General features: G+C 66.3%; 22 protein-coding genes and 1 tRNA gene. 11 read left to right on the top strand and 12 right to left on the bottom strand.

The features are described from left to right. Positions 1 to 70: 70 nt before the first annotated feature. On the top strand, positions 71 to 844 hold the full coding sequence (locus AC07NB_RS07050; protein ID WP_494571867.1) for a TonB family protein: 774 nt from the start codon (positions 71 to 73) through the stop codon (positions 842 to 844). Here the strand turns inward: AC07NB_RS07050 and AC07NB_RS07045 are convergent. The 9 genes from AC07NB_RS07045 to AC07NB_RS07005 all read right to left on the bottom strand — a co-directional run bounded on the left by AC07NB_RS07045 (position 841) and on the right by AC07NB_RS07005 (position 13305). Then, positions 841 to 2007: a cytochrome-c peroxidase gene (locus tag AC07NB_RS07045; protein ID WP_494571866.1), complete on the bottom strand. Its 1167-nt coding sequence runs from the start codon at positions 2005 to 2007 to the stop codon at positions 841 to 843. The genes AC07NB_RS07050 and AC07NB_RS07045 overlap by 4 nt on opposite strands. Continuing rightward, positions 1980 to 4505 carry a TonB-dependent receptor gene (locus tag AC07NB_RS07040; RefSeq protein ID WP_494571865.1) on the bottom strand — a complete coding sequence of 842 codons (2526 nt, stop codon included), beginning with the start codon at positions 4503 to 4505 and terminating at the stop codon, positions 1980 to 1982. Before AC07NB_RS07040 ends, AC07NB_RS07045 begins: the two co-directional genes overlap by 28 nt. A gap of 136 nt (positions 4506 to 4641) precedes the next feature. Further along, complete coding sequence (locus AC07NB_RS07035) at positions 4642 to 5331, bottom strand: winged helix-turn-helix domain-containing protein (protein ID WP_291838579.1); 690 nt, start codon at positions 5329 to 5331, stop codon at positions 4642 to 4644. A 66-nt stretch (positions 5332 to 5397) separates the two neighbouring features. Continuing rightward, on the bottom strand, positions 5398 to 8070 hold the full coding sequence (locus AC07NB_RS07030; RefSeq protein ID WP_494571864.1) for a DUF4118 domain-containing protein: 2673 nt from the start codon (positions 8068 to 8070) through the stop codon (positions 5398 to 5400). A 2-nt stretch (positions 8071 to 8072) separates the two neighbouring features. After that, on the bottom strand, positions 8073 to 8648 hold the full coding sequence (kdpC, locus tag AC07NB_RS07025; RefSeq protein WP_494571863.1) for a K(+)-transporting ATPase subunit C: 576 nt from the start codon (positions 8646 to 8648) through the stop codon (positions 8073 to 8075). Positions 8649 to 8659: 11 nt separating this feature from the next. Then, on the bottom strand, positions 8660 to 9394 hold the full coding sequence (locus AC07NB_RS07020; RefSeq protein WP_494571862.1) for a TorF family putative porin: 735 nt from the start codon (positions 9392 to 9394) through the stop codon (positions 8660 to 8662). A 19-nt stretch (positions 9395 to 9413) separates the two neighbouring features. After that, positions 9414 to 11462 (bottom strand): potassium-transporting ATPase subunit KdpB, encoded by a 2049-nt coding sequence (gene kdpB, locus AC07NB_RS07015; RefSeq protein ID WP_494571901.1) that lies wholly within the window; start codon positions 11460 to 11462, stop codon positions 9414 to 9416. A gap of 34 nt (positions 11463 to 11496) precedes the next feature. Further along, positions 11497 to 13200, bottom strand: coding sequence for a potassium-transporting ATPase subunit KdpA (gene kdpA / locus AC07NB_RS07010; protein ID WP_494571861.1), 1704 nt, complete (start codon positions 13198 to 13200; stop codon positions 11497 to 11499). Between the two features lie 12 nt (positions 13201 to 13212). Continuing rightward, positions 13213 to 13305 carry a potassium-transporting ATPase subunit F gene (locus tag AC07NB_RS07005; RefSeq protein ID WP_492314038.1) on the bottom strand — a complete coding sequence of 31 codons (93 nt, stop codon included), beginning with the start codon at positions 13303 to 13305 and terminating at the stop codon, positions 13213 to 13215. Between the two features lie 280 nt (positions 13306 to 13585). Here AC07NB_RS07005 and AC07NB_RS07000 point away from each other — a divergent pair, with 280 nt between their 5' ends. From AC07NB_RS07000 to AC07NB_RS06990, 3 genes are read left to right on the top strand one after another with little or no spacing between them, the layout of a single operon-like run. After that, positions 13586 to 13723, top strand: coding sequence for a hypothetical protein (locus AC07NB_RS07000; RefSeq protein WP_291837611.1), 138 nt, complete (start codon positions 13586 to 13588; stop codon positions 13721 to 13723). Further along, positions 13720 to 13941 carry a hypothetical protein gene (locus AC07NB_RS06995; protein ID WP_494571860.1) on the top strand — a complete coding sequence of 74 codons (222 nt, stop codon included), beginning with the start codon at positions 13720 to 13722 and terminating at the stop codon, positions 13939 to 13941. Before AC07NB_RS07000 ends, AC07NB_RS06995 begins: the two co-directional genes overlap by 4 nt. After that, the gene (locus AC07NB_RS06990) at positions 13938 to 14114 is read left to right on the top strand and encodes a hypothetical protein (protein ID WP_291837608.1); all 177 of its coding nucleotides are present in this window, start codon (positions 13938 to 13940) and stop codon (positions 14112 to 14114) included. Before AC07NB_RS06995 ends, AC07NB_RS06990 begins: the two co-directional genes overlap by 4 nt. A gap of 240 nt (positions 14115 to 14354) precedes the next feature. Here the strand turns inward: AC07NB_RS06990 and AC07NB_RS06985 are convergent, their stop codons facing one another. After that, a complete protein-coding gene (locus AC07NB_RS06985; RefSeq protein ID WP_494571859.1) occupies positions 14355 to 14714 on the bottom strand; it encodes a hypothetical protein in 360 nt (119 codons plus the stop codon). A gap of 374 nt (positions 14715 to 15088) precedes the next feature. Here AC07NB_RS06985 and AC07NB_RS06980 point away from each other — a divergent pair, with 374 nt between their 5' ends. The 3 genes from AC07NB_RS06980 to AC07NB_RS06970 are packed head-to-tail and all read left to right on the top strand — an operon-like array spanning position 15089 to position 18133. Beyond that, positions 15089 to 16411: a tyrosine-type recombinase/integrase gene (locus tag AC07NB_RS06980; protein WP_494571858.1), complete on the top strand. Its 1323-nt coding sequence runs from the start codon at positions 15089 to 15091 to the stop codon at positions 16409 to 16411. Then, a complete protein-coding gene (locus tag AC07NB_RS06975) occupies positions 16404 to 16673 on the top strand; it encodes a helix-turn-helix transcriptional regulator (protein ID WP_494571857.1) in 270 nt (89 codons plus the stop codon). Before AC07NB_RS06980 ends, AC07NB_RS06975 begins: the two co-directional genes overlap by 8 nt. Continuing rightward, positions 16670 to 18133 (top strand): ATP-binding protein, encoded by a 1464-nt coding sequence (locus tag AC07NB_RS06970; RefSeq protein WP_494571856.1) that lies wholly within the window; start codon positions 16670 to 16672, stop codon positions 18131 to 18133. The genes AC07NB_RS06975 and AC07NB_RS06970 overlap by 4 nt, the downstream gene beginning before the upstream one ends. A gap of 248 nt (positions 18134 to 18381) precedes the next feature. Here the strand turns inward: AC07NB_RS06970 and AC07NB_RS06965 are convergent, their stop codons facing one another. Beyond that, a complete protein-coding gene (locus AC07NB_RS06965; RefSeq protein ID WP_494571855.1) occupies positions 18382 to 19539 on the bottom strand; it encodes a hypothetical protein in 1158 nt (385 codons plus the stop codon). A gap of 305 nt (positions 19540 to 19844) precedes the next feature. Here AC07NB_RS06965 and AC07NB_RS06960 point away from each other — a divergent pair, with 305 nt between their 5' ends. Beyond that, positions 19845 to 20804, top strand: coding sequence for a nucleotidyltransferase domain-containing protein (locus AC07NB_RS06960; RefSeq protein WP_494571854.1), 960 nt, complete (start codon positions 19845 to 19847; stop codon positions 20802 to 20804). Here the strand turns inward: AC07NB_RS06960 and AC07NB_RS06955 are convergent. Continuing rightward, the gene (locus tag AC07NB_RS06955) at positions 20779 to 21549 is read right to left on the bottom strand and encodes a hypothetical protein (RefSeq protein WP_494571853.1); all 771 of its coding nucleotides are present in this window, start codon (positions 21547 to 21549) and stop codon (positions 20779 to 20781) included. The two genes, AC07NB_RS06960 and AC07NB_RS06955, sit on opposite strands and share 26 nt — an antisense overlap. Before the next feature lie 128 nt (positions 21550 to 21677). Between AC07NB_RS06955 and AC07NB_RS06950 the strand changes: the two genes are divergently transcribed. The 3 genes from AC07NB_RS06950 (at position 21678) to AC07NB_RS06940 (ending at position 23681) form a co-directional block, all read left to right on the top strand. Continuing rightward, on the top strand, positions 21678 to 21869 hold the full coding sequence (locus AC07NB_RS06950) for a helix-turn-helix domain-containing protein (RefSeq protein WP_494571852.1): 192 nt from the start codon (positions 21678 to 21680) through the stop codon (positions 21867 to 21869). 420 nt (positions 21870 to 22289) lie between these two features. Beyond that, positions 22290 to 22356: transfer RNA gene (locus AC07NB_RS06945), tRNA-OTHER, on the top strand. Positions 22357 to 23228: 872 nt separating this feature from the next. Beyond that, the gene (locus AC07NB_RS06940) at positions 23229 to 23681 is read left to right on the top strand and encodes a hypothetical protein (protein WP_494571851.1); all 453 of its coding nucleotides are present in this window, start codon (positions 23229 to 23231) and stop codon (positions 23679 to 23681) included. Positions 23682 to 23731 lie beyond the last annotated feature (50 nt).

The following is a 23731-nucleotide window of genomic DNA, read 5'->3' as shown; positions in this document are numbered from 1 at the left end:
GCGCCGGCTGGTCTTTGCGAGTGATTATCGATATTAGGCGAGCCCCTGTTTCACCCGGTTCGCGGCGTTCATGTCCTTCCGCCCCCGCCAGAGCACGACCGCCACGCCGGGCGGGCATGTGTTGGCCTATGCGCTGGTCGCGGCTGCGCACGTGGGCGGGCTGGCGCTGTTCGGCCTGCAGGCGGCGCCTGAGCTGATCGGAGGGGCCGCGCCGGTGATCAACCTGACGCTCATGCCGTCGCCCCGCTTCGACTCGCCGACGCCGCCCTCCGCCGCGGCGAAGGCCGAGCGCCAGGCCGGGGGCGCCGCGCGGCCCGAAGCGGCGGATCGCCCCCGTGCGCACCTGACCCCGGCGGTGTTTCCGGCGGAGCTGACCGTTCCGCTCTCCGTCCAGCCGCAACCCTCCGAACAGGCGCGCCGCCCGGATGACAGCCGCACCGACACGCCCGGCCCGGCGGGCCCCGGACGCGCGGGCGAACGGGGCCAGGTGACCGCGGACGCCGCGACGCCGGGCGCGACCCAGGGCGGCGGCGGGCAGTCGTTGGGCGCCGCCGCGGCGGCCGACACCGACACCTGGTCCGCCGAGGTCCTGGCCTGGATCGAACGCCACAAGCGCCATCCGGGCGGCGCGCGCGGCGTCGTGACGGTGAGTTTCCAGCTGGATCGCCGCGGTCGGGTGCACCGGCTGCGTCTGGTGCGTTCCAGCGGCGTCAGGGCGCTGGACCGGGCGGCGCTGGACCAGATCGCCGCTTCCCAGCCCTTCCCGCGACCGGCTTCCGGCGCACGCTGGAGCCTGCGCGACTTCACGGTGAACATCGACTACCGGGCCAGGGGCGCCGCCTAGAGAGACTCCAGATAGGCGACCAGGTCGTCGATCTCTTCGTCGGTCAGGTTCAGCGGCTCCAGCATTGGATCGGTGACCGGATACATCGGATCGTTCTCCGATCCGATGGGTCGACGCGGATGCGCCCCGCCCGCGTTGTAGAAGCGGACGATGCCCTCCATCAGCGGGAACAGGCCGTTGTGCATCCATGGCCCGGTGCGTGAGACGCCCAGCAGGCTGGGGGTGCGGAAGGCGCCGACATCCTGGGGCCGGCCGGTGACGTGGTAACGGCCCAGGTCCTCGTGCTCGCGTCCGTAGAAGGTCAGGCCGAGATTATGGAACCGGCCGTCGCTGAACGCCGGGCCGCTATGGCAGCTGACGCAGGCGGCCTTGGTGCGGAACAGGTGCAGGCCGCGCAGCTGCTGGTCGTTGAGCGCGCGCCGGTCGCCGCCGATAAACCGGCGCCAGCGGCCCTGGCCCGGACGCAGGCTACGCTGGAAGGTCGCCAGCGCCTTGGCGATGCGTTCGACGGTGACCCGGTCGTCGCCGAAGGCGGCGCGGAAGGCTTCGGCATAGGTCGGGTCGGCGGCGATGCGCGCCTCGATCTCGGGCAGGGCGCCGGCCATCTCCAGCGGATCGACCAGGGGATGCAGGCTCTGCGCCTCCAGGGTGTCGGCGCGACCGTCCCAGAACAGGATCGGCATCCAGGCGGACGGGGCGACGGAGGGGGCGTTGCGCTTGCCGCGCTGGCGGTCGTGGCCGAAGGAGGTGCGCAGGCCGTCGGCGAAGCCCAGCTCGCGCGCATGGCAGGAAGCGCAGGCGATCTGGCCTGAGGCCGACAGGCGCGGATCGTCGAACAGGCGCTGGCCGAGGGCTGTCTTCTCGACCGTCACCGGATTGTCCGCCGGGGTCGCCGGCGGGGGCAGGGCGGCGAACTCGGTGAAGACCGCGCCAGCCCTCAGGGTCGGGGCCGGCCAGGCCTCGGGCGCTCCGGCGTAGGCGGCGCGCAGCTCTTCCGCCGTCGGGGTTTCGGACAGGACGGCGCGAACGGGCGCTGCCGAATCCTGGGCGCGCACGCTGTCGAACGCCCAGGCCCCGGCGATCAGGCCGATCGCCAGGACGACGGACGCCGGAGCGGCGCGCCGGGGGATGTGTCTCAGTAGCGGAATTTCACGGACGCCCATGCATTGCGGCCCAGTTGGTACGGCTGCGCCGGCGAAATGTAGTTGTCGTTCAGCACGGTGTTGAACAGGTTGTTGACCCGGAAATCGAGGGAGACGTTTCCGTAGGCCGTGCGGGCCATGTCGACCTGGGTCGACAGGTTCACGTCCACCGAATCCTTAATGTCGACCTTGCCGTAGACGTCATAGCTGACGCCGCCGACGGTGGTGTTGACGCCGGTGTCGGCGACCCGCTGGTAGCCCTCGCGGTAGCGGGCGTTGACGTTGGTGCGCACGCGTCCGTCGAACCAGCGCGCGCTCCAGTCCCCGTTCAGGATGAAGGGAGAGGCGTAGTCCTGCAGCTGGTTGTCGGCGATGGCTTCCAGCAGGTCCACGACCTGGCCGTTGTAGAAGACCTTCTGGCCGGACAGCTCGACCTCGTCGGCCATGGTGAAATAGCTGAGGTTGGTCGCGTCGGTGTGGGAGAAGTTGGTGCTCATCGTGAGCGTGTGGTCGTCCCCGAAGCGGCGCGTATATTCCAGCGACAGGCCGCGGTAGCTGCGCTCGCCGTCATTGGTGGCCGTGTAGACGCTGCGGGTCGCCGTCGTGCCGGTCTCGCGGTCGTAGATTTCGGTGGTGCGGACCGAGCGCGCGATCATGTCGCGGGTGTCGCGCAGCACGCCCTTGATCCGGTACTCGCCGCCGATCCAGGCCAGCGGTCCGGTGAGGGCCAGGGTCGCTTCGTCCGAATACGGAGTGTCCAGGCCGAGACCCGAATAGCGGTTGCTGTCGGTGTGGCTGCTCAGGACCCAGTTGTCGCTCCAGCGGCGCTCGGTTCCGACGATGGTGGGGGTGCGGGTGTAGGTGCGCGTCACCCCGGCGCCCTCGCGCAGGGCGTAGCCGACGAAGCTGCGGTTATAGTAGCGGTTCAGGCCTGCGGTCAGGTTCATTCCGGCCCAGGGCAGGTCGCGGGAGACGGACAGGCGCGGCGCGATGTTGTGATTGTCGAGGAAGTCCTCGTGGTCGTAGCGCAGGCCCGCGCGGACGTCGAAGCCGGCCAGATCGACCTGGTACTCGGCCCACAGGGCGTAGGCGTTGATCTCGGCCCGGGCGTCGAAGGCGCCGTAACGCAGCTGGGTCGTCAGGGCGTAGGAGCCGTTGCGGCAGGCCAGGTTCTCGCCCTTCACGCAGACGGTGTTGACGTTGATGTTGCTGGTCAGGTGCGAGATCAGCTCCTGCGGCCGCTCGCGGTGCGCCTTCACGTTGGAGACCTCGAAGCCGACGGACAGGTTTCCGAGGCCGAGCGGTTGCGCCCAGTCGCCCCTCAGGCGGATGTCGTCCTGCTCCTGGATGAAGTCTCCCGCCGCGCCGATGGTGCAGGACGTCGTGGCGGAGCATCCCGCCATACCCGGCGCGGCGGTCGAGATGTTGAACGTGCCCCACGGCGCGTCGCGGGTGTTGTCCGTGTTCGCATAGGTCAGGTCGAGGCTCCACGCCGCGGTCCCGCGCTCGCCGTCCAGCCCGATCCGGGCGGTCAGTCCGCCGCCGTTGGAGGTGATCAGGTTGTCGTAGGCGGTGTTGGTCTGGCGGGCCTGGCTCTCATAGGGCGTGTAGTTGACCTGGCCGGTCAGGGTCACCGTGTCGGCGAGATCGTACTCGGCCTTCAGCAGGACGTTCTCGCCCTTGCTGCGCAGGTTGAACGCGCCGTAGGCCAGATAGTTGTTGCCGGGGAAGTTGGTGACGGTCGAGGTGCTGCGGTTATAGCCTGCCAGCAGGCGCAGCCGTTCGTTGACCGGCAGGTCCGCACTGAAGCCGAAGCGCTCCTTCTCAAACTCGGGCGTGGCGGGCATGGCGCCCGATCCGATGGCGGTGCGGGCCAGGTCGGAGACCCGGTACTCGGCCATGCCGTCGCTGGTCAGGCCGTAGTAGGTTTCGAAGCCGAACACGTGCGACGGGGCGCGGGTGGCGATCTCGACGACGCCGCCGGTGAAGTCGCCGTAGCGGGCCGAGATGTTGGAATCCCGCACCGTCAGCGCGCCGACCAGGCTGGCGTCGACCCAATGGGTCTGGGCCGAGGCGGCGGCGACGCCGAAGCCGGTGAAGTCGCCCGCACCCTCATCGCCGTCGTACATGTAGGAGTTCACGCCGACGCCATCGAGGACGAACAGGTTCTCGTTCACCGAGCCGCCCGAGATGGAGATGGTCTCGGGGCGCAGGTCCTGCAGGGACTCGCGGCTGGCGGCGCCCGCCGAGTTGCTGAACTGAACCGTCGGCAGGATGCGCAACAGGCTGTTGACGTCGCCCGAGCCGGGCGCGCGGCTGTCCACCGCCTCGCGGTTCAAGGTCGTGGTCCCGGCCTCCACGCCCGTGCCGTAGACCGGCGCGGCGGGGGCGGCGCCGGAGTCGTCGATGACCACGGTAGGGATGGGCTTGGGCGGCGTCTGCGGCGCTGCTTGGGCCGCCGCGCCGCCAGCGTGGGCCAGCAGGGCGACCGCCGCCGCTGACGAAAGAAGATGACGCATGACCATGGATGCACCCCGCAAACTGACTGGGCGGGTCGGTTATCCGCGATCAAATGAATTTGCAAATCATTATCAATGACCGCGACGACAAAGCCACGCTTGGGCACGTCGCGGGCGTGTAGTCCGCGCCCGAGCCCTAGGTCTGCAGCCGGTATCCGACCCCGGGTTCGGTGGAGATCCAGCGGGGCTGGGCGGGGTCGGGCTCCAGCTTCTGCCGGAGCTGGCCGACGACGACGCGGAGGTACTGGGTGTCGGCGGCGTGGGCCGCGCCCCAGACGGCGGTCAGCAGGTCCTTGTGGCTGATCACCTTGCCGGCGGCGCGGGCCAGCTGAGCCAGGACGTCGTATTCCTTGGGCGTCAGGCGCACCTGTTCGCCCGCGCGGGTGACCAGACGGCGGTCCAGGTCGATGACGAGGTCGCCGACCGTGATGGGGCCGTGCGGCTGGTCGGCGCCCGTCTTCAGGCGCAGGGCGACGCGCAGTCGGGCCAGCAGTTCGCCGACGCCGAAGGGCTTTTCGACATAGTCGTTGGCGCCGAGGTCGAGCGCCTCGATCTTCTCGGCCTCGCGGTCACGGGCGGAGAGAATGATGATCGGACCCTGATAGAATTCGCGAGCACGGAGCAGCACGTCCTTGCCGTCCATGTCGGGCAGGCCGAGGTCGAGCACGACGGCGTCGGGGTTCCACAGGGCGATGGCGCGCAGGCCCTCCTGTCCGCTGTCGGCGCGTTTCGGATCGAAGCCGGCGGCGTCCAGCGCGGGCGACAGGAAGCGGTGAATCTGCGCTTCGTCGTCGATGACCAGGACGGTGGTTCTAGCGGCGGACATAGGCCCAAGCGTTTTCAAGCGAAGTGTGAGCGGTTCGCGTCACGAAAACGCGTCTTGCTGGAGTGATCATAGCAGGTCCCGGTGGGTGGCGATGGCCTTGGGCAGGCTGATCAGCACGCGGGTGCCGTGATCATCGACGATGGGGCTGGCGGCGGCGATGCGGCCGTTCATCGCCTCGACGAAGCCCTTGGCGATGGCGAGGCCCAGCCCGGCGCCCTTGGTCCGGTCCGAGGGTTCCTCCATGCGGCGGAACTTGTCGAACACCCGCTCCAGTTCGGCGGTGGGGATGCCCTTGCCCTCATCCTCGATGGAGATGACGACCGAGCCGCGATCCTCATAGGCGGCCAGTTCGATGCGGGAGCCGTCGGGGCTGTAGGCGATCGCGTTCTCGAGAATATTGACCACGGCCTGCTCCAGCAGGCCCTCGTCGACCATGATCATGCTGAGGTCGGCGGGGAAGTCGCGGGTCAGGGTGCGCTTGTCGAGGCGGCGCGAGATACGCCCGGCGGCGGCGTTCAGCACATCCCGCACGTCGGTCCAGTCGGACTTGATGTTCAGCCCGCCGCCCTCAAGCCGGGTCATGTCCAGCAGGTCACCGACGTAGCGGTTCAGCCGTTCGGCCTCTTCGCGGATGCTGAGCAGCAGGTCGGCGCGGATCGCGGGCGTCAGGGTGTCGCCATAGTCGATCAGAGTGGTCGCGGACCCCAGCACGGTCGACAGCGGCGTGCGCAGGTCGTGGCTGACCGAGTTCATCAGGGCGCCGCGGAAGCGGTCGGTCCGTTTCAGGGTCGCCGTCTCCAGCGCCTGTCCGGCCAGATCGGCGCGCTCGATGGCGACGGCGCCCTGGTCGAGGATGGCCAGCGCCAGCCGCTCTTCGTCCGAGCCGGGCGCCAGGGCGTCGGCCTCGATGCCGGCCACGCCCGAACGGCCGCGCACCCCCTGCAGGGGGCGGAAGGTCCAACTGGTCTGGGGCAGGGTGCCGGTGCCGTGGCCGGCGGGTTCGCCCTTCTCCCAGGTCCAGCGCGCGGCGGCCATGGCGGCGGCGCCGAGCTGGAGCGGCGGATCGACCGGAGGCGCGGAGGCGGCGACCATCAGGTCCTCGCCCTCGGGCAGCAAGACGACGGCCTTGGCCCCGGCGGCGGCGGAGGCCTGTTCAGCCAGGGCCCGGGCGGTGGCGCGGGCGTCCTCGGCGCCGGACAGGGTCTGGCTGGCGGCCAGCAAGGCCGAGACGGCTGAGGCGCGGCGCTGGGCATTGCGGACCTGCTCGCGCACCCGTCCCGCCAAAGCGCCGGTGGTCAGGGCCACGGCCCAGAACAGCACCAGGGTCAGCAGGTCGGTGGGGGAGCCGATCGCCAGGCTGTACAGCGGGCGCAGGAACAGGAAGTTGTAGACGAGGAAGGCGGCGGTCGCCGCCGCCAGCGCGGGGCGAAGGCCATACAGCACGCCGGCGCCGACGACCGCCGCCAGATAGATGACGCCCAGGTCGACGCGTTCGAAGCTGCGGTCCAGCACGACGCCCAGACCGGTGGCCAGCAGCACCAGCCCGACTCCGACCCCATAGCCGGTCCAGCCCGTATGCGACGGCATGGGCCAGAGGCGGAGGCGGCGCTCCGGCTCGTCGCCGGCGTCGGTGATGATGTGAACGGCGGCGCCCTGGGCGGCGCGGAGCAATTCGGCGGCCAGCGACCGGCCGAGGAAGGCGCTGAAGCGGTTCTCGCGCCCGCGCGCCAGGACGATCTGGGTGATGTTGTTGCGGCGGACGTAGTCCATGACCGTCCGCACCACGTCGTCGCCGCTGAGCCGCACGCTGCGCCCGCCCAGCTGTTCCGCCAGCTTGACCGCCTCGTTCAGGCGCGCGGCGCCGACCGCGTCGGCCACGCCGCCGCTGGGCCGTTCGACGTGGGCGACGGTCCAGGGGGCGTCCATCATCATGTCGGACATGCGCCGTCCGGTGCGGACCAGGGTGGCCGCCATGGCGTCGCCGCCGACCAGCACCAGGATGCGCTCGCCCGCCGCCCAGGGCCCCTCGACGCCCTTCTCACGCAGGGTGGCGACCAGCTGGTCGTCCACCGTCTGGGCGGCCCGGCGCAGGGCCAGTTCGCGCAGGGCGGTCAGGTTCTCGACCTTGAAGAAATTCTCGGACGCCAGCCGCGCGGTCTCGGGCACATAGACCTTGCCCTCGCCCAGCCGCTTGCGCAGCTCGTCGGGGGTGATGTCGATGACCTCGATATCGTCGGCGCGGCTGAGCACGCTGTCCGGCACGGCCTCGCGCTGGCGCACGCCGGTGATGCGCAGCACCACGTCCGACAGGCTTTCCAGGTGCTGGACGTTCAGGGTGGTCCAGACATCGATCCCGGCGTCCAGGATCTCCTCCACGTCCTGCCAGCGCTTCGGATGGCGCGAGCCGGGGGCGTTGGAGTGGGCGTACTCATCGACCAGAAGCAGGCCCGGCCGGCGGGTCAGGGCCCCGTCGATGTCGAACTCCATCAGGGCGCGGCCACGATAGTCGATCGGCTGACGGGCCATGACCTCCAGCCCCCGCAGCAGGCTTTCGGTTTCGCGGCGGCCGTGGGTCTCGACCACCCCCACCACGACATCGCCGCCCTCGGCCTTTCGGCGGCGGGCGGCGCGCAGCATCTCATAGGTCTTCCCGACGCCGGGAGACATGCCCAGAAACACCTTCAGCCGCCCACGCTTGCGGCGGGCGGCTGGCGATGCGGACGGGTCGGGTCCAGTCATGGTCAAGGGGCCGGCAGCTCCGCGTCGAGAGCGCGGTTGGTCATCAGCACGTTCACGCGCGGCTGGCCGATGAAGCCCAGGGTGGGCTGTTCGACGTGCCGGCCGATGATGCGCTGGACCTGTTCCACCGAGACGCCCCGGGCCGTCGCGATGCGCGGGGCCTGAAGCCGAGCGTAAGCCGGGGAGATATCCGGGTCGAGGCCCGAACCCGAGGCGGTGACCGCATCGGCGGGGATGACCCCGGCCCCGTCCTCGGCCCGGATCGCGACGGCGCGCTCGGCGACGGCGGTCTTCAGGTCCGGGTTCAGCGGTCCCAGGTTCGAGCCGGACGAGGCCGAGGCGTCATAGCCGTCGCCCGCCGCCGAGGGACGCGGGTGCAGGTAGCGGCCTTCCGCGAACGGCTGGCCGATCAGGGCCGAGCCGCGCACCGTGCCGTCCCGGTCGCGGATCAGGCTGCCGTTCGCCTGATCCGGGAAGGCCAGCTGGCCGACGCCGGTGACCGCCAGTGGATAGGCGCCACCGAGCAGCAGGGTGAAGAGGCCCGTCATGACCAGGGCCGGACGCAGTTGGGAGATCATGTCATCGCCCCTTAGAAGGCCGCCTTCAGCGAGGCCACGGCGCGCGCGCCATAGCTGTCGCCGAAGTCGTGCTGGTCGGTGTCGTGGTAGCGGACGTCGACGCTCAGGTGATCGGTCAGGGCATAGGCCGCGCCGAGGTTCCAGGTGGCGTAGTCGAGGTCCGACGACACCCACTGACGGCCCACCGCGCCCGAGACCGTCCAGCGGTCTGCGGGGGCGAAGGCGGCGTTGGCCTCCAGGTAGGTCGCCTCGTCCTCGGACGCGCCGAAGAAGTCCGGCGACCAGTAGACGGCGCCGCCGATGGTGACCGGTCCGACCGCGCGCGAGGCGGCGGCCTTCAGCTCGACGTAGTCATAGTCGGCCCCGTCCGGCTGGCCGGTATAGAGGTAGGCCACGCCGCCGAGGTCCAGGTTCCAGCCGGAGACCTCGGGCCGCCAGCCGCCGTACAGGTCGACTTCGGCGTCGGTATCATCGCCGAAGTCGACGTTGGAGGCCCAGGCCCCGGCGTAGAAGGCGCCGTTGGTCAGGTCGACGCCCGCCGAGATGGCCGGGTTCTCCTGCGTCTGGCTGACGCCCCGGAAGACGTAGTCGGAGGTCACGGCGGCGTTCCAGGAGATCTTGGGGCCGGTCGCGTCCTGGGCCCGGGCCTGTCCGGCCACGCCGACGATGACGAGGGCGGCGATGCAAGCGCCGGCGAACAGGGCGTCGTTACGGCCGGAGGCTTTCAGTTGGGTTTTGCGGTTCATGGGTTCAGTCCTTGCAGGATCAGGCCAGGCCGAGGCCGGTGATCACGAGATCGATGAGTTTGATGCCGACGAAGGGCGCGACGAGACCGCCGAGGCCGTAGATCAGCAGGTTGCGGCCCAGCAGCTTTCCGGCGCCGACGGCCCGGTACTTCACCCCGCGAAGGGCGAGCGGGATCAGGGCCACGATGACCAGGGCGTTGAAGATCACCGCCGACAGGATCGCGCTTTCGGGCGAGCCCAGCCGCATGACGTTCAGCGCGCCGAGGGCCGGCAGGGCGACCACGAACATCGCCGGGATGATGGCGAAATACTTGGCCACGTCGTTGGCGATGGAGAAGGTCGTCAGGGCGCCGCGCGTGATGAGCAGCTGTTTGCCGACCTCGACGATCTCGATGACCTTGGTCGGATCCGAGTCGAGATCGACCATGTTGCCGGCTTCGCGGGCGGCTTGCGCTCCGGTCTGCATGGCGACGCCGACATCGGCCTGGGCGAGGGCCGGCGCGTCGTTGGCGCCGTCGCCGCACATGGCCACCAGCCGCCCCTTGGCCTGTTCGGCCTTGATCAGGCGCATCTTGTCCTCGGGCGTGGCCTCGGCGAGGTAGTCGTCAACCCCGGCTTCCGAGGCGATGGCCGCCGCGGTCACCGGGTTGTCGCCGGTGATCATGACGGTGCGCAGGCCCATCAGGCGCAGTTCGGCGAAGCGCTCCTTCACGCCCGGCTTGACCACGTCCTTCAGGTGGATGACGCCGACCAGGGCGCCGTTCTCGGTCACGGCCAAGGGGGTGCCGCCCGAGCGGGCGATACGGTCCACGGCCGAGCGGAACTCGGCCGGGGCGGCGGCCTCGTCCAGCGCCAGCGATTTCAACACGGCGTCGACCGCGCCCTTGCGCCAGCTGTCCTTGCCCGCATCCAGACCCGACTGGCGGGTCACGGCGGTGAAGGGGATGGCCTTGGAGCCTTCCGGCTGTTCGACCACGATGCCGGCGTTGCGGCCCAGTTCGACGATGGAGCGGCCTTCCGGCGTCTCGTCCGCCAGGGAGGCGGTGACGGCGGCGCGCAGGGCGGCCTCGGGACGCACGCCCGGGACCGGGATGACCTCGGTGGCCATGCGGTTGCCGAAGGTGATGGTGCCGGTCTTGTCGAGCAGCAGGGTGTCGACATCGCCTGCGGCCTCGACCGCCCGGCCCGAGGTGGCCAGCACATTGACCTTCAGCAGCCGGTCCATGCCGGCGATGCCGACGGCGGACAGCAGGCCCCCGATGGTTGTGGGGATCAGGGTGATGAACAGGGCGCCCAGCACCAGGGGATCCAGCTTCACGCCCGAATAGGCGCCCAGGCCCAGCAAGGTCACGACGGCGATCAGGAAGACCAGGGTCAGTCCGGCCAGCAGCACCGACAGGGCCAGCTCGTTGGGCGTCTTGCGGCGGTTGGCGCCCTCGACCATCGCGATCATGCGGTCGAGGAAGGTCGAGCCGGGAGCCGACGTGATACGCACCTTGATCCAATCCGACACCACGGTGGTGCCGCCGGTGACGGCGGACCGGTCGCCGCCGCTTTCGCGGATCACCGGCGCGCTCTCGCCGGTGATGGCGGCCTCGTTGACCGAGGCGACGCCCTCGATGATCTCGCCGTCCGAGGCGATCACATCTCCGGCCTCGACCAGGATGATCGAGCCGACCGCGAGCTCATGCGCCGGGGTCGGGACGATCGTGCCGGTCTTCGGGTCGACGATCAGCTTGGCCTTGGTCGTCACCCGGGTGGCGCGAAGGCTGTCAGCCGCCGCCTTGCCACGGCCCTCGGCGACGCTCTCGGCCATGTTGGCGAACAGGACCGTGGCCCAGAGCCACAGCGCCAGCTGGATGGCGAAGCCGGCCGACTGGCCGCCGGCCACCGCCGCGACCGCCGAGACGGTCGCCAGCAGGGCCACGATCCAGGTGGTGAAGATCACCGGATTGCGCAGCAGTTTGCGCGGGTCCAGCTTGACAAAGGCGTCGCCGAGCGCGCGGCCCAGCATGGCGCCGTTGAGGCCGCCCGCCAGAGGCGCCGGGCGGGTCTTGCCGCCCGGCATTTCAGGATTTGCGAAGGTCATTGGGGATGTCCGTTCAGAACGCCCCGCCGAGCATCTGGAAATGCTCGACGATGGGTCCCAGGGCGAGGGCCGGGAAGAACTGCAACCCGCCGAGGATGAGGATGACGCCGATCAGCAGGCCGATGAACAGGCCGCCGTGGGCAGGGAGCGTGCCCGGGCTGGGCGCCAGCTTGGGCTTGGCCACTAGCGAGCCGGCGATGGCCAGCACCACGACGGCGGGCACGAAGCGACCGGCCAGCATGGCGATGCCCAGCGTCGTGTTCCACCACGGTGCGTTGGCCGTGAGCCCGGCGAAGGCCGAGCCGTTGTTCGCCGCTGCCGAGGTGTAGGCGTAAAGCATCTCCGACAGGCCGTGCGGCCCGTGGTTCAGCAGCCCCGCCAAGGCGGTCGGGAAGACCGCCGCGATGGCCGTGAAGCCGAGGATGGCCAGGGGCAGGACCAGCACCGCGATCATGGCGTACTGGATCTCTCGCGCCTCGATCTTCTTGCCCAGATACTCGGGCGTGCGACCAACCATCAGGCCCGCCACAAAGACCGACAGCATGGCCATGACGACCATGATGGCGATGCCCGAGCCGATGCCGCCGGGCAGAATTTCGCCCAGTTGCATCAGGAACATGGTCAGCCCGCCGGCCAGCGGCATCAGACTGCCGTGCATGCCGTTGACCGAGCCGTTGGAGGCGCCGGTGGTTTGACCGGCCCAGGCGGCGGTGGACGCCACGCCGAAGCGGGTCTCCTTGCCTTCCATGTTCACCGGTTGCTCGATCCCGGCGGCGACGAGCGCCGGCGCGGGCTGGCTTTCAGCGATGTAGATGCCCGAGGTGCAGGCCCCCAGAAGAACCAGGGCGGCGATGGCGAGCGCTCTCACCTCGCGCTTGGCCAGCACGCTGCGGCCGAAGGCGAAGAAGGCGGCCCAGCCCATGACGTTGATCGCCACGGCGGTGATCAGATTGGTCAGGGGCGAGGGGTTCTCGAGCGGGTGGGCGGCGTTGGCGTTGAAGACGCCGCCGCCGTTGATGCCCAGCTGCTTGATGGCGACTTGGCTGGCGGTCTGGAACAGGCTGATGGTCTGCTGTCCGCCTTCCAGGGTGGTCGCCGTGGCGTGCGCCGACAGGGTCTGCGGCAGGCCGAGGCCGACCAGAACGACGGCGAGAATGAAGGCCAGCGGCAGCAGGACGTACAGCGTCGTCCGCGTCAGGTCGGCCCAGAAATTGCCGACGCCTTCGCCGCGGTTGGCGACGAACGCCCGCGCCAGGGCGGCCGCGATGGTCGCGCCGGTGGCGGCGGAGACGAAGTTCTGCACCGTCAGCCCGGACATCTGGGTGAAGGTCGACATGGTCGACTCGCCCCCATAGGACTGCCAGTTGGTGTTGGTCACGAAGCTGACGGCGGTGTTGAACGCCAGATGCGGGCTGACGCCCTCGAACCCCTGCGGGTTCAGCGGCAGCACGCCCTGCAGGCGCAGGATGGCGTAGAGGAACAGGAAGCCGACGGCGTTGAACGCCAACAGGGCGCCGGCGTAGCCGAGCCAGCCTTGGCTGCGGGTCGGATCGACGCCCGAGGCCTTGTAGAAGACGGCCTCGACCGGCTTCAGCACCGGATCCAGCCAGGTCCGCTCGCCGTTCCAGACGCGCGACATGTAAATCCCGATCGGCCAGCCCAGAAGGGCGGCGAGACCGAGTGTGAGGGCGATTTCCGCCCAACCTTGAACAGTCATGACGGCGGCTCCCTAGAACCGCTCGGGGCGCACGAGCGCCGCGATCATGTAGGCGGCGACCACGACGGCCCCGGCCCCCCAGAGGATGGAAACGATCATCGTCACATCCTCTTCATTGCAGCGGCGAGACCGGCGAAGGCGACAAACGCCCCGCCGCCCAACGCCAGAAAGATCAGATCGGCCATGCCGACAGCCTCCGACTAAAGAAGGCCGGACAAGGCTCCCGAACCGCGTAAGCGCGCCATCCGCTTTCGCGGCGGCGGCATAAGGAAAGCGTAAGGACGGGCCATCGGGATTATGCGGCCCTTATGCGCGGCCCCGCTTTTCGAATGGCGCGCTGAGGCCTGCCGGGTGTCGATTTGGGGCCTCTGCAACGGAGGTCGAAATGACCCGCAATTCCCTGCTGATCCACAGTCTTAAACCGCGTCCGCAAGGGACGCCCGGCGTCTGGCGCATGACGCTGGATCTGGTGGGCCTGGCTTTCGGCGCCCGTCCATCGTCGGATCGGGAGCGCGGCCGATGATGAGCGGATATGCGGACGGCGCTCCGGCGTCGGTCCGGCCCCTGCGGCCACGCCGCTACAGGGTGCGGGCGTGCAAGGGCGGCTGGTGCGTCGCCGTCAACGGCTGCCGCACCGGAGCGCTGGCCGACCGCGAGGCTGCGGCGGCGCTGGCCGGAAGCCTGCAGGCCGAAGCCGACCGACTGACCGGCCGCCAGAAATGCGGGAGGGCGTCGGCATGATGGCCCGGGTTCCGGTCGATGTTCGACCCTCCGACGGCCTGTGGACCTTCGCCTCGCGCGACGGGCGGCTGCTCGGCATCTTCACCAGCCGTCAGGCCGCCTTGCGCGCCGCGCGCGACGAGGTCAGCGGCCATCCGGGCTATGTGCTCATCGCAGGTTCGCCGGGCGGCTGACGTCACGGCGCGGGGGGCGGAGCGACCAGTGGAATAGCCGCCTCCGTCTATCGAAAATTATCCGCCGGGGGTGCGACGGACTGGCTGAAATCATCCGTTCAGATAGTGCGTTCGCCTAACGGCCCGGAGTTCCTCACCCCGGTCTGACCCGATGAACGTCGGAGCCCCCGTTGGTCCCCTTCCGACGGGGGCTTTTCCATGCAGAAAGGGCGACCCTTGCGGATCGCCCCCAGGAGCTCATCAGGCCGGCGGGTTCCAGTCGCCCGGCTCGAACGGCCCCATCTCGGTACAGACGTACATCGGCGTCTTCACCTCATAGCCGGACGGCAGGTTGGGCGAGCTGACGTAGATCATCGAGCCGGACTGGACGCAGGTGTCATAGCCGCCGCCGATATAGTTGGTGTGCTCGGCGTCGGAGTAGACCTCATAGGAATAGGCGATGGGGAAGCACTGGTTCGGGCCGAAGCAATAGACCCCGGGACCGGGATAGTACTGCTGGACCGAGGCCGCCGCGGCGGCCGTGGGGGCGGGGGCGGCGGCGCCGAGCGACGCGACCATGACCAGACCGGCCGCCGTCGCGGCCAGGATGTTCTTCAGCATGAGACCCTCCTACAAAAATAAAGCCAAGCTTGGCGCGAGGCAGTAGGGGGCGCCGGATCGGCAACCCAAAGTCACAAGATCGTGCGCGCGATGAGTGTGTTGGGGCGCTGTGCTCGCGTCGGCATGAATCTCACGCCTTGAGTCGATTGGTGCGGGCGGTCGGGCTCGAACCGACACTCCTTTCGGAACCGGATTTTGAGCAAGCGGAAATCGTCTACGAACCTCTACGAGATCGCCGCCAAATCTACGCCAAGTAGCTGTTACGGGTAGACAATCCGGAACAACGCCTTGCGAGATCGCAGCCCTCTCTACGACATGGTTCGCTCTCCGGCTGCTCCTGCCAAGCACCTGAAGCGGACCTGAACGGAGGTCCGATGTCCAAGGCCAAACTCACCAAAACGCTCGTCGAGGCGACCAAGCCCCAAGAGCGGGATTACGAGGTTCGAGACACCCTGACGCCCGGCTTTTTGCTGAAAGTCACGCCCGCCGGCGGCAAGGTTTTTATGCTCGCCCACACCACCGTCCAGGGGTGCAGGCGTAAGCCTGCCATCGGCCGTTTCGGCGAAATGAGCGTGGAGCAGGCGCGCGCAGTCGCCCGGGATTGGCTTGCCGAGGTGCGCAGGGGAGCGGACCCCGGCGGAGACCGGGCGCAGCACCGCCGCTCCCCGACTGTAGAGGATCTCTGTGAGCGCTTTATGCGGGAGTACTCCGAGCCGCGGAACCGGCCGAGTACGATCCGCGGCAACCGTCAGCGGATTCGGGGGCACATCAATCCCAAGCTCGGCTCGATGAAGGTGCAGGATGTCACCCGACCCGACATCGCGGACCTGATCGGCGCCATGCAGGCCACGCCGGGAGCAGCCAATCTGCTGCTGTCGCTGCTGCGCAAGATATTCAATATGGCCGAGGTCTGGGGCTACCGTCCCGACGGATCAAACCCCTGTCGACATGTCCCGCGTTACCCGGAGCGGTCGCGAACCACCTTCATCACCGACGACGAGATGCGTCGGCTCTTCGCTTATATGAACCAAGCCGAGCGCGATGGACTGGAACATCCCTTCATCCTGCTCGCCATTCGGCTCCAGTTCGCATTCGCGGCCCGGCGCTCGGAGATTCTCGGGCTACGATGGGAGTGGATCGACTATGACCGCAAGCGGGTGGTCTGGCCCGACAGCAAAACAGGCGGCATGTCCAAGCCGCTGACCCGGGAAGCTATCGCATTGTTCGAACGCGCTCCGCGTCTGGCCGGCAGTCCGTTCGTGGTCCCGGCGATCTTCGATCCAAAGTCGCCGATGCCGGAGCATACCTATTCAGGCGGTTGGGCGCGCGTTCTTCAAAGAGCGGGCGTACGGCACTATGGGACGCACGCAATCCGCCATCGCGCCGCGACCGACATCGCCAACTCCGGCGTGCCGGCCAAGATCGGGATGGCTTTGACTGCGCATAAGACCGTCGCGATGTTCATGCGCTACGTCCATCCGGAAGATGAAGCGATCCGGGCAGCAGCGGATCGGGTCGCCGACCTTCGCCGGGGCATCAACAGCTCGCCTATGGAGGATCGTGAATTGGCTTCCCTGAGGCGGCCCGCACTTTCGCTACCGCCTCCGAAGACAGCCGTGGGCGCCTACCGGCCGCTCAGACGCGCAGGAACATTGCGCTCCGCCCGCAAGCCCTCGACAGGAGTCACCCATGGCTAAAAGCCGTTGGCCTTCGCCGGACATCGTCGCGCGCGCCGTCATAGTCGATGATCTGGGCTCAGTCCCGTTCGTAACGACAGAAACGGCCGCGCGATTTCTTGCGCTCAGCCCGCATTCTTTGGAGTGCTATCGCGCCAAGGGGACCGGTCCAGCATTTTATAAGTTCGGGAAGGCGGTTCGCTACGCACTCTCCGATCTGGAGGCATGGATCGCACACTGCCGGCATGATCAAACGGCGGGTGACCTCCGGCGGGTATATTGATCAATCCGTTCGGAGATTGCCGATCGGGCGACTTCCGTTATCAGAGACATATGGCGATCACGGCGGCGCAGATCGATCTTTGGCGGCAAGAGCCGACCGAACACCAAGCCTTGGAGTTCAAGGAAGCCAAGGCGTCCTTCAATTTCGATAGGCTGAAGGAATATTGCGTCGCCATCGCCAATGAGGGCGGCGGCCATCTTGTTTTGGGTGTCTCTGACGCGAAGCCTCGGGCCGTAGTGGGAAGTCAGGCGTTCCCGAATATCGTCGATACCGCAGACAGACTTTTCCTCGCTGTGGGTTTCCGGGTGGAGGTTGAGGTCGTCGACCACGACGACGGGAGGGTCGTCGTCTTCACGATCCCACCCCGCCCTCGGGGGTCCGCCCACCACCTCGATGGCAAATATCTGATGCGTTCGGGCGAGAGCCTGCGGCCCATGTCCCCAGACCGGTTGAGGGCCATCTTCGCTGAAGGCCAGCCGGATTGGGTCGAGCAACCTTCGCTATCCGGATTGGATGCAGCCCAGGTCGTAGAGCTGCTCGATACCCAGACCTTCTTCGAGCTCCTCAAACTGCCCTATCCAACATCGCAGGAAGGCGTTCTTGAAAAGCTCATTCAGGAACGTCTGATCGATCGCGAGCCTGATGGCCTTTCGATCCGTCGCCTGGGCGGCCTCCTGCTTGCGAAACGACTCGATCAGTTTCCCGATCTCGCGAGGAAGGCCCCACGCGTCATTGTCTACGAAGGCGCCTCAAAGCTGGACACCCGTATCGATCAGATCGGCCAGCGCGGTTATGCGGTCGGATTCCAGGGCCTGATCGATTTTGTAATGGGGCAACTTCCTCAGAACGAAATCATTGAGCATGCGCTTCGGCAAAAGGTGAAGCTGCTGCCGGAGCATGCCGTTCGCGAGCTGATCGCCAATGCTCTCGTGCATCAGGATCTTTCGATCGGCGGTATGTCGCCGATGATCGAGGTCTATTCCAACAGGTTGGAAATTTCGAACCCGGGCGAGCCAGTCGTTCCGGTCGAGCGATTTATCGACGGCTATCAGTCGCGCAACGAACGTCTCGCGGACCTCATGCGCCGTATGTCGATTTGCGAGGAGCGAAGCAGCGGCGTGGACAGGGTTATTACCCTGGCTGAAACTTATCAGCTGCCCGCGCCGGATTTTAGAGCGGCGCATCACCGAACGGTGGCGACCATCTATGGGCAAAAGCCGTTCGAGGAGATGGATCGCGAGGGACGTATTCGCGCTTGCTATCAACACTGCGCATTGAAGTACGTTTTGTCCGAGAGAATGACCAATCAAAGCTTGCGGGAGCGGTTCGGTTTGGGGGAAGCCAAGAACGCGACGATTTCGCAGGTGATTGCAGCGACCTTCGAAGCGGGCCTTATCAAGCCCGATGCGACGGCGGGCGAATCTCGTCGTTACGCGCGCTATTTGCCGTTCTGGGCATAAGCCCATTTAAACGCTCAACGCATTTGCGAGATTGTAGCGTTGGAAAAGCGATCCTTTCCAACGATCTCCAATTTTATCGCTAATCCGAACGACGCAGCGATTGGCTATTTAAAAGCTGGCTCAAAGATCGCTCTACGAACGTCGTAAAATCCGACGCTACCGCGCTTTGCTCATTTAATCGCAAACCGAGTTGGCGTTAGGAAAATGCCTCACATCGATTTTCTGGTCATAAATAGCGGCGCTAAATTTTAACGCGTTAAAATCCCCTCGGGAACGCGAAGCACGCCCTGCTTAACCGGGTCCAAACGGTCGGCTTCGCCCAAAGCCCAATCGCTCCAATCCTTGTATGAACCGGAGCCATCCGACGCACTTTGTTCCAGAACGGCGCTTACAAAGCCTCTTATATCCATGGCGGTGCGCCACGCGTGCGCCTGTGAGAACAACAGATCCCTTCGCTCTTGGGCCACACGTTCCAGACGTTCGCGTTCCTGTTTCTCGGCCTCGATACGCCGCTTGACGATCTCGGCTTCGTTCTGGGCGCGCCGTTCGATCGCCCAAGCGTGTTGGGATCGCGCGAGGTTGCGATATTCCGCTTCACCGGTCAGCAGGGCGGCGGCGACGATCTCGGCCAGTTGGTCTTCAAGCTTCCTGCCATCTTCGTCAGCCCACACCCGACGCGGCACACCCTCGTCCCAACGCGGCTTCAGCTCGAACTTCAGAGGTCCGACTGGACCGCCTTGGACCTGATGTTCGCCCCAGCGGTCCGGCTTGGCGGCCGGGTGGTCCAGGCTGAACGCCAGCCATTGATCGCCAATTTTCACACGGAGATCGCGACCCGTCTTTCCTGTTACATCGATCTTCGCGCCCTGACGCGACAAGCCGCTGGCAAGGGCGTCCAGCACTCGCAGCCGGCGCTGCTCGAAAGGCGAGTCGAAGATCGGAGGATCCCAACCGAAGCTGGAGGCCTCGTATTTGATGCGCCGTTTCGCGTCGGCCTCGATCAGTTTGCGTACGACAGCCGTTGGTGACGAGAGGTCTCGCACGCGCGCGACCTTGCCAACCTGTTTGATAATCCTCCCGTGGACATCTTCCAGGAGCTCCTCGAACGTCGGAGCCTCGGGGAGAGGCTCGGCCAGTTCCGCTACGGGATCGTAAGGCCAGTGTCGGGCAGAAGCGCCGATCTGAACGAACTCCGCCTTTCCGGGAGCGCGCTGGGGGAGGCGGACGCGCACAACAGGCTTTCCGGCGTTGAGCTTGGCCCAGTAGCCGCGATCGGGCACCGGGATGTTTGCGGCCACGCAGTGCTTTTTAAGACCGACATCCGAAAGGCCGAGCGACGCTGCGACCGTACGGACCGGCTCCTTCCAGACGAGGTCGTAAAGCGCCTGGCGCGAGAGAACGGGCATGGGAAGACCGGAAGCTGAGTCGAAGTTGGGGCGGTCGGCGGCGGGGCCTCGCCTAGGGTGAGAGTGGGCCAGACCGCCGGCGTCACTTCAAGGGCGGCTTCGCCGTCGCTGAGCGATGAGCGCGCCGCGCTCACCCCTGACGTGCCGCCGCCGGTCCGGCTTGGGCCGTCATGGCGAAGGTGCCGTGTCTTGCTCTCGCGAGCGTTGTCGCAGAGACTCGCGCCTCGGCATCCGGCGGAGCGGTTACAGGGGCATAGTGGATGCGAGGACGGCAGTTCGGACGTGGTGAGCGGGAAGAGGCGCGAGTGGCGCGTAAGAAAGAGAGTGGGTTGCAAACGAGCCTGGACCATCTGCCTGCGGCCAAGCGCGCTGAGCTCGCGTTCGTCGTCGAGGTTCTGAAGGACGGCTTGGCAAAGAGCCTGTCGACGAAGAAGGCGCCGGAATTGGTTTCCGCTTCGATCCTGAAGATAATCCTGTTCGGATCGTACGCGCGCGGCGACTGGGTGGAAGACCCAGTTGGCCGCTACTTCTCGGACTTCGACCTCTTGGTGGTGGTTTCGGACGAACGCCTCACGGATGCATGGGACCTTTGGGCGCCAACTGAAAGTCGCTTGCTATCGGAGTTGGTGTCGGGTCAGCATTTGCGGACGCCGGTCAGTTTCGTCGTGCACAGCTTGGATGACGTGAACCGGCAGTTGGCCTTGGGTCGGTACTTCTGGGTCGACGTGATGCGCGATGGCGTGGTCCTGTCGGATACGCCGGGCGCCGAGCTGGTTGAGCCGAAGCCGATGTCGGCGGAGGTCGCGCTTTCAGAAGCTGAGGCTTACGCGGAAGAGGCGTTCGAATTTGTCGAACGACGACTCGAAGCTCTTGCAATGGAAATGGAGCGGGGCCTCACGTCACCGGGATGGCGAAAGGATGCAGCCTTCACCGCGCACCAGATCTCAGAGCGCCTCTATCACTGCCTGCTGATGGTCTTCACACTCTACATTCCCAAGTCACACAACCTCATCTTCCTGCGGAAGCGGACGGACGAGCTTGACGAACGACTGAGAGAGGTGTGGCCGGCGGAGACAAAGTTCGAGAAGCGTGCGTTCGAACTCCTCCGGGCGGCTTACGTGAAAGCGCGGTACTCGCCCCACTATCGAGTCAGCAGCGAGGAGTTGGACTGGGTGGCGTCTCGCATTCGGATGCTTGATCGAATTGTAAGAGACGCTTGCGTTCGCAGGCTCGCTGACCTTAGCTCTGAGGCCGCCGACCACTAACCTGTTCGACAGGATGAACGGTTGTCCTCTTTCCTTCGATGGTGACACGGAATCGCGAGCCATCGGCTTCTATCTCGAAAACATGTCTGACGAAGCCGAGATAAATGGTGTCGGGCCCATTCCCGATCTCTGAGAGCGGAGTGCCGCTCTCTTCTTCGTCCCCAATGTGGCGGGTCTGGTAGCCAAGCAGTCGGATCGACTGCGGCAGACCGCCCAGTTCATCCATAACGGCGCTGATCGCGATCGGAGCTGCGCTTTGCCGGTTCAGGTACGCAGGGCGGGAGAAGAAAGCCCGAATCGCGCGCGCCATGTCCCGCCAAGCTTCCCAATTATCCTTGATGGGCTTGCCGAGGAAAAAGCCTGCGAGCGCCACTTGCCACAGCGGAACCGTGGGCGTCTGCAACAGGGTAATGAAGGCGGGCAAATCTACGCTGGGACCAATGTTCCCTTCCTCGAACGGCACTCCAAACTCGGCTTCCAAGCCGCGCCGGAAAGCCTCGCGCGCTTGGGGCCATTCGTCGTCCCTCACGCCATAGCTGCCGTCCTGGATTGCCACGAGCAGCGGCTCGGGACGCTCACCTGTCATGCTTTCCTCGACCACGTAGACATCCTTTTCAGGCCTTGCGGCGAAACGACGCCGCCACTTCACAGATAGGCGCCCCCGGTAGTCGAAGCCAACAAAGTCGCTAAACGCGCTCGACACTGACAAGGGCAGGATAGGCTTTGCGCCGGCATTGTCAGACAAACTGGCTCACGGCGGATCGCCAGTCGCAGTGATCAGCGCGCTCCCACCCCGGAATCTTGCGGTGGGGCGGGTGCCGGTCTCGCGACGCCTGCTGTTGATGCAGATTGTGGCTGCAGGAGCGCCAGCCCGTGTCCGATCACCTGTCAGAGACCGTCCACTTCCTGCGGACCCCTGAGGCCGCGGCGCTCCTGCGCATCTCGCCTAGGACGCTTGAGAAACACCGTAGCCAAGGCACGGGACCGGCCTTCCGCCGGGCGGGCGGCACCGTCCTTTACACTCGGGATGACCTAGAGGCTTGGACGCTCCCAGCCTGGCAGTAGGTTATGATGGCGGCGCTTTTCGAGAGCCAACTTCTGGGAGGCGCCAGGAGCGGACGTTGATCATCAGCCCGAAAGCGGACGCCCATAAGTCCGAGGGTCTGACGTCTGCTTTCGACCCGTTGCGGACCTTCGCCTTCATGCGAGACTGGCGCGAAAGAAGGAGGTGGCTTTGGCCGAGAAGCTATTCGAAGATGAGCGCTTGAACGTCCATTACGACGGGTCCGCGATCTGCGTCATAGCCGTGGGTGCCTTCGGTGATCCGCTTGATCTTGGCGAGCACGAGGTGGAGGACCTGATTTGCAAGTTGCAGACCGCACTTGCGGAGAGCAGGGCCTAAGGTCCGCTCGCCACCCTTAGGTGAACTTCGCTTTCCGACCCATTGCGGACGTTGACCCCACGCCTTCGCTCTCCGAGACTGGAGCGGGGATGGTGTAATCGAACATACCGGTCACAACCGGAGTCGCAGGTGCAAGCCCTGCTCCCCACGTCAGCTTACCGCGCCTAGTCGACCGTCAGCTCCCGCCCCATTGCGGACCTGCGCCAGCCAAAGGCATCATCGGCCAATGACCGAGACGGAAACTCGCCTCCTTCGCTCGCTTGCCTTGATGTGCGACCAGTACCTCCGGTCACCGGTCGGCGATCTAGATCACCTGTGCATGAGCGCCGGCGAAGATGCTGTCGAAATATTGGTTGAGCATGGGCTGGTGCAGCGTTCGGCTAGAGGCGGACATTGGACCGAGGCGGGGCTAGCGCTGCTACGATCCTAAAGTCCGCTTTCGACCCAAAACGGACCTTCCTCGGACGTGTATAGCGCTCGCAAAATCAAATCATTCCGCAAGCATGAAGCGCACGACCTGCTCGAAGCTGTCCGCCCGATCGCGGCCGGCTGCCCAATCCGGTCGCAAGATACCGATCTCCATGCCTTTCGCGGCGGCCGTGCCGAAACCGAGGTCCGGCTGCGACTCAGCCAGAATTTCGCAGTGGTTGGGTCGACGTTGAGCGTCGACCTGACAGCGAACCGCTGCCCAGCCTGATTGGACCCCTTGCGATCCAGCGACGCCGGGGTACTCCGGACGAGGCGGTCTTTCCCAGACGAGCGGCGCAAAGATCACATCGGACGCCAAGTTTGGCGGCGGCTGAGCGACTTCTTGTCCGAGCACTATGGCGGCGAGGAGCGCTATCACTTGTATGCCCTGTTGGTCTCTGGGCGACATTGGCCGACCAGCCGGTCATCGTCGAGACTTCCATCTGGCTCCGGCCGACGGCAAGGGTGGATGTCCGCTTTCGGGGCGGTCGTTCCCGAAAGAACGTCCGCTTTCCACCCGTTGCGGACATTCAGGCCATCGGCGACAAGAAGCCATGTCTCGCTATTTCAAACCCGGCACGCTCGTTCGGCGCATCAATCATCCCGGCGACAGTTGGGAGGACGGTGTTGTCGTCCATTGCTGGCTGGACGATCAGCTTGGCGTTTTCGACTGCTACGTCGCCTTCTTCGGCAGCGCGATCCCAGATGGAAAACCGCCGGAGAAGCCATACGTCCTGCGCTACGCCTCTACATCACTGACAGAGATTGAGCCTGCTGCACCGGGCGAGGGCAGCTACGAGTTAGTGATGGGGAGCGACGTGACTGATCGAGACGGGATGTATCTCGAACTGAACGACGGCTCTATGGAGGCGATGCCGCTTGGCGAAGTCTTCTATTCTGACATCGACGGCTCCATGACCGCATCCACGTTCGGAAATAGCCTTCCGCTCGACACAGTGGAATGGATGATAGGCGTAGCCAAAAGACGGCTTCCACCGAAGACGTAATGTCCGCTTTCCACCCATTGCGGTCCGTCAGCTACCGACCCGTTGCGGAC

It is taken from the genome of Brevundimonas sp. GW821-FHT09G01, assembly GCF_059416065.1.
This window is presented reverse-complemented; position numbering and strand designations above follow the sequence as displayed.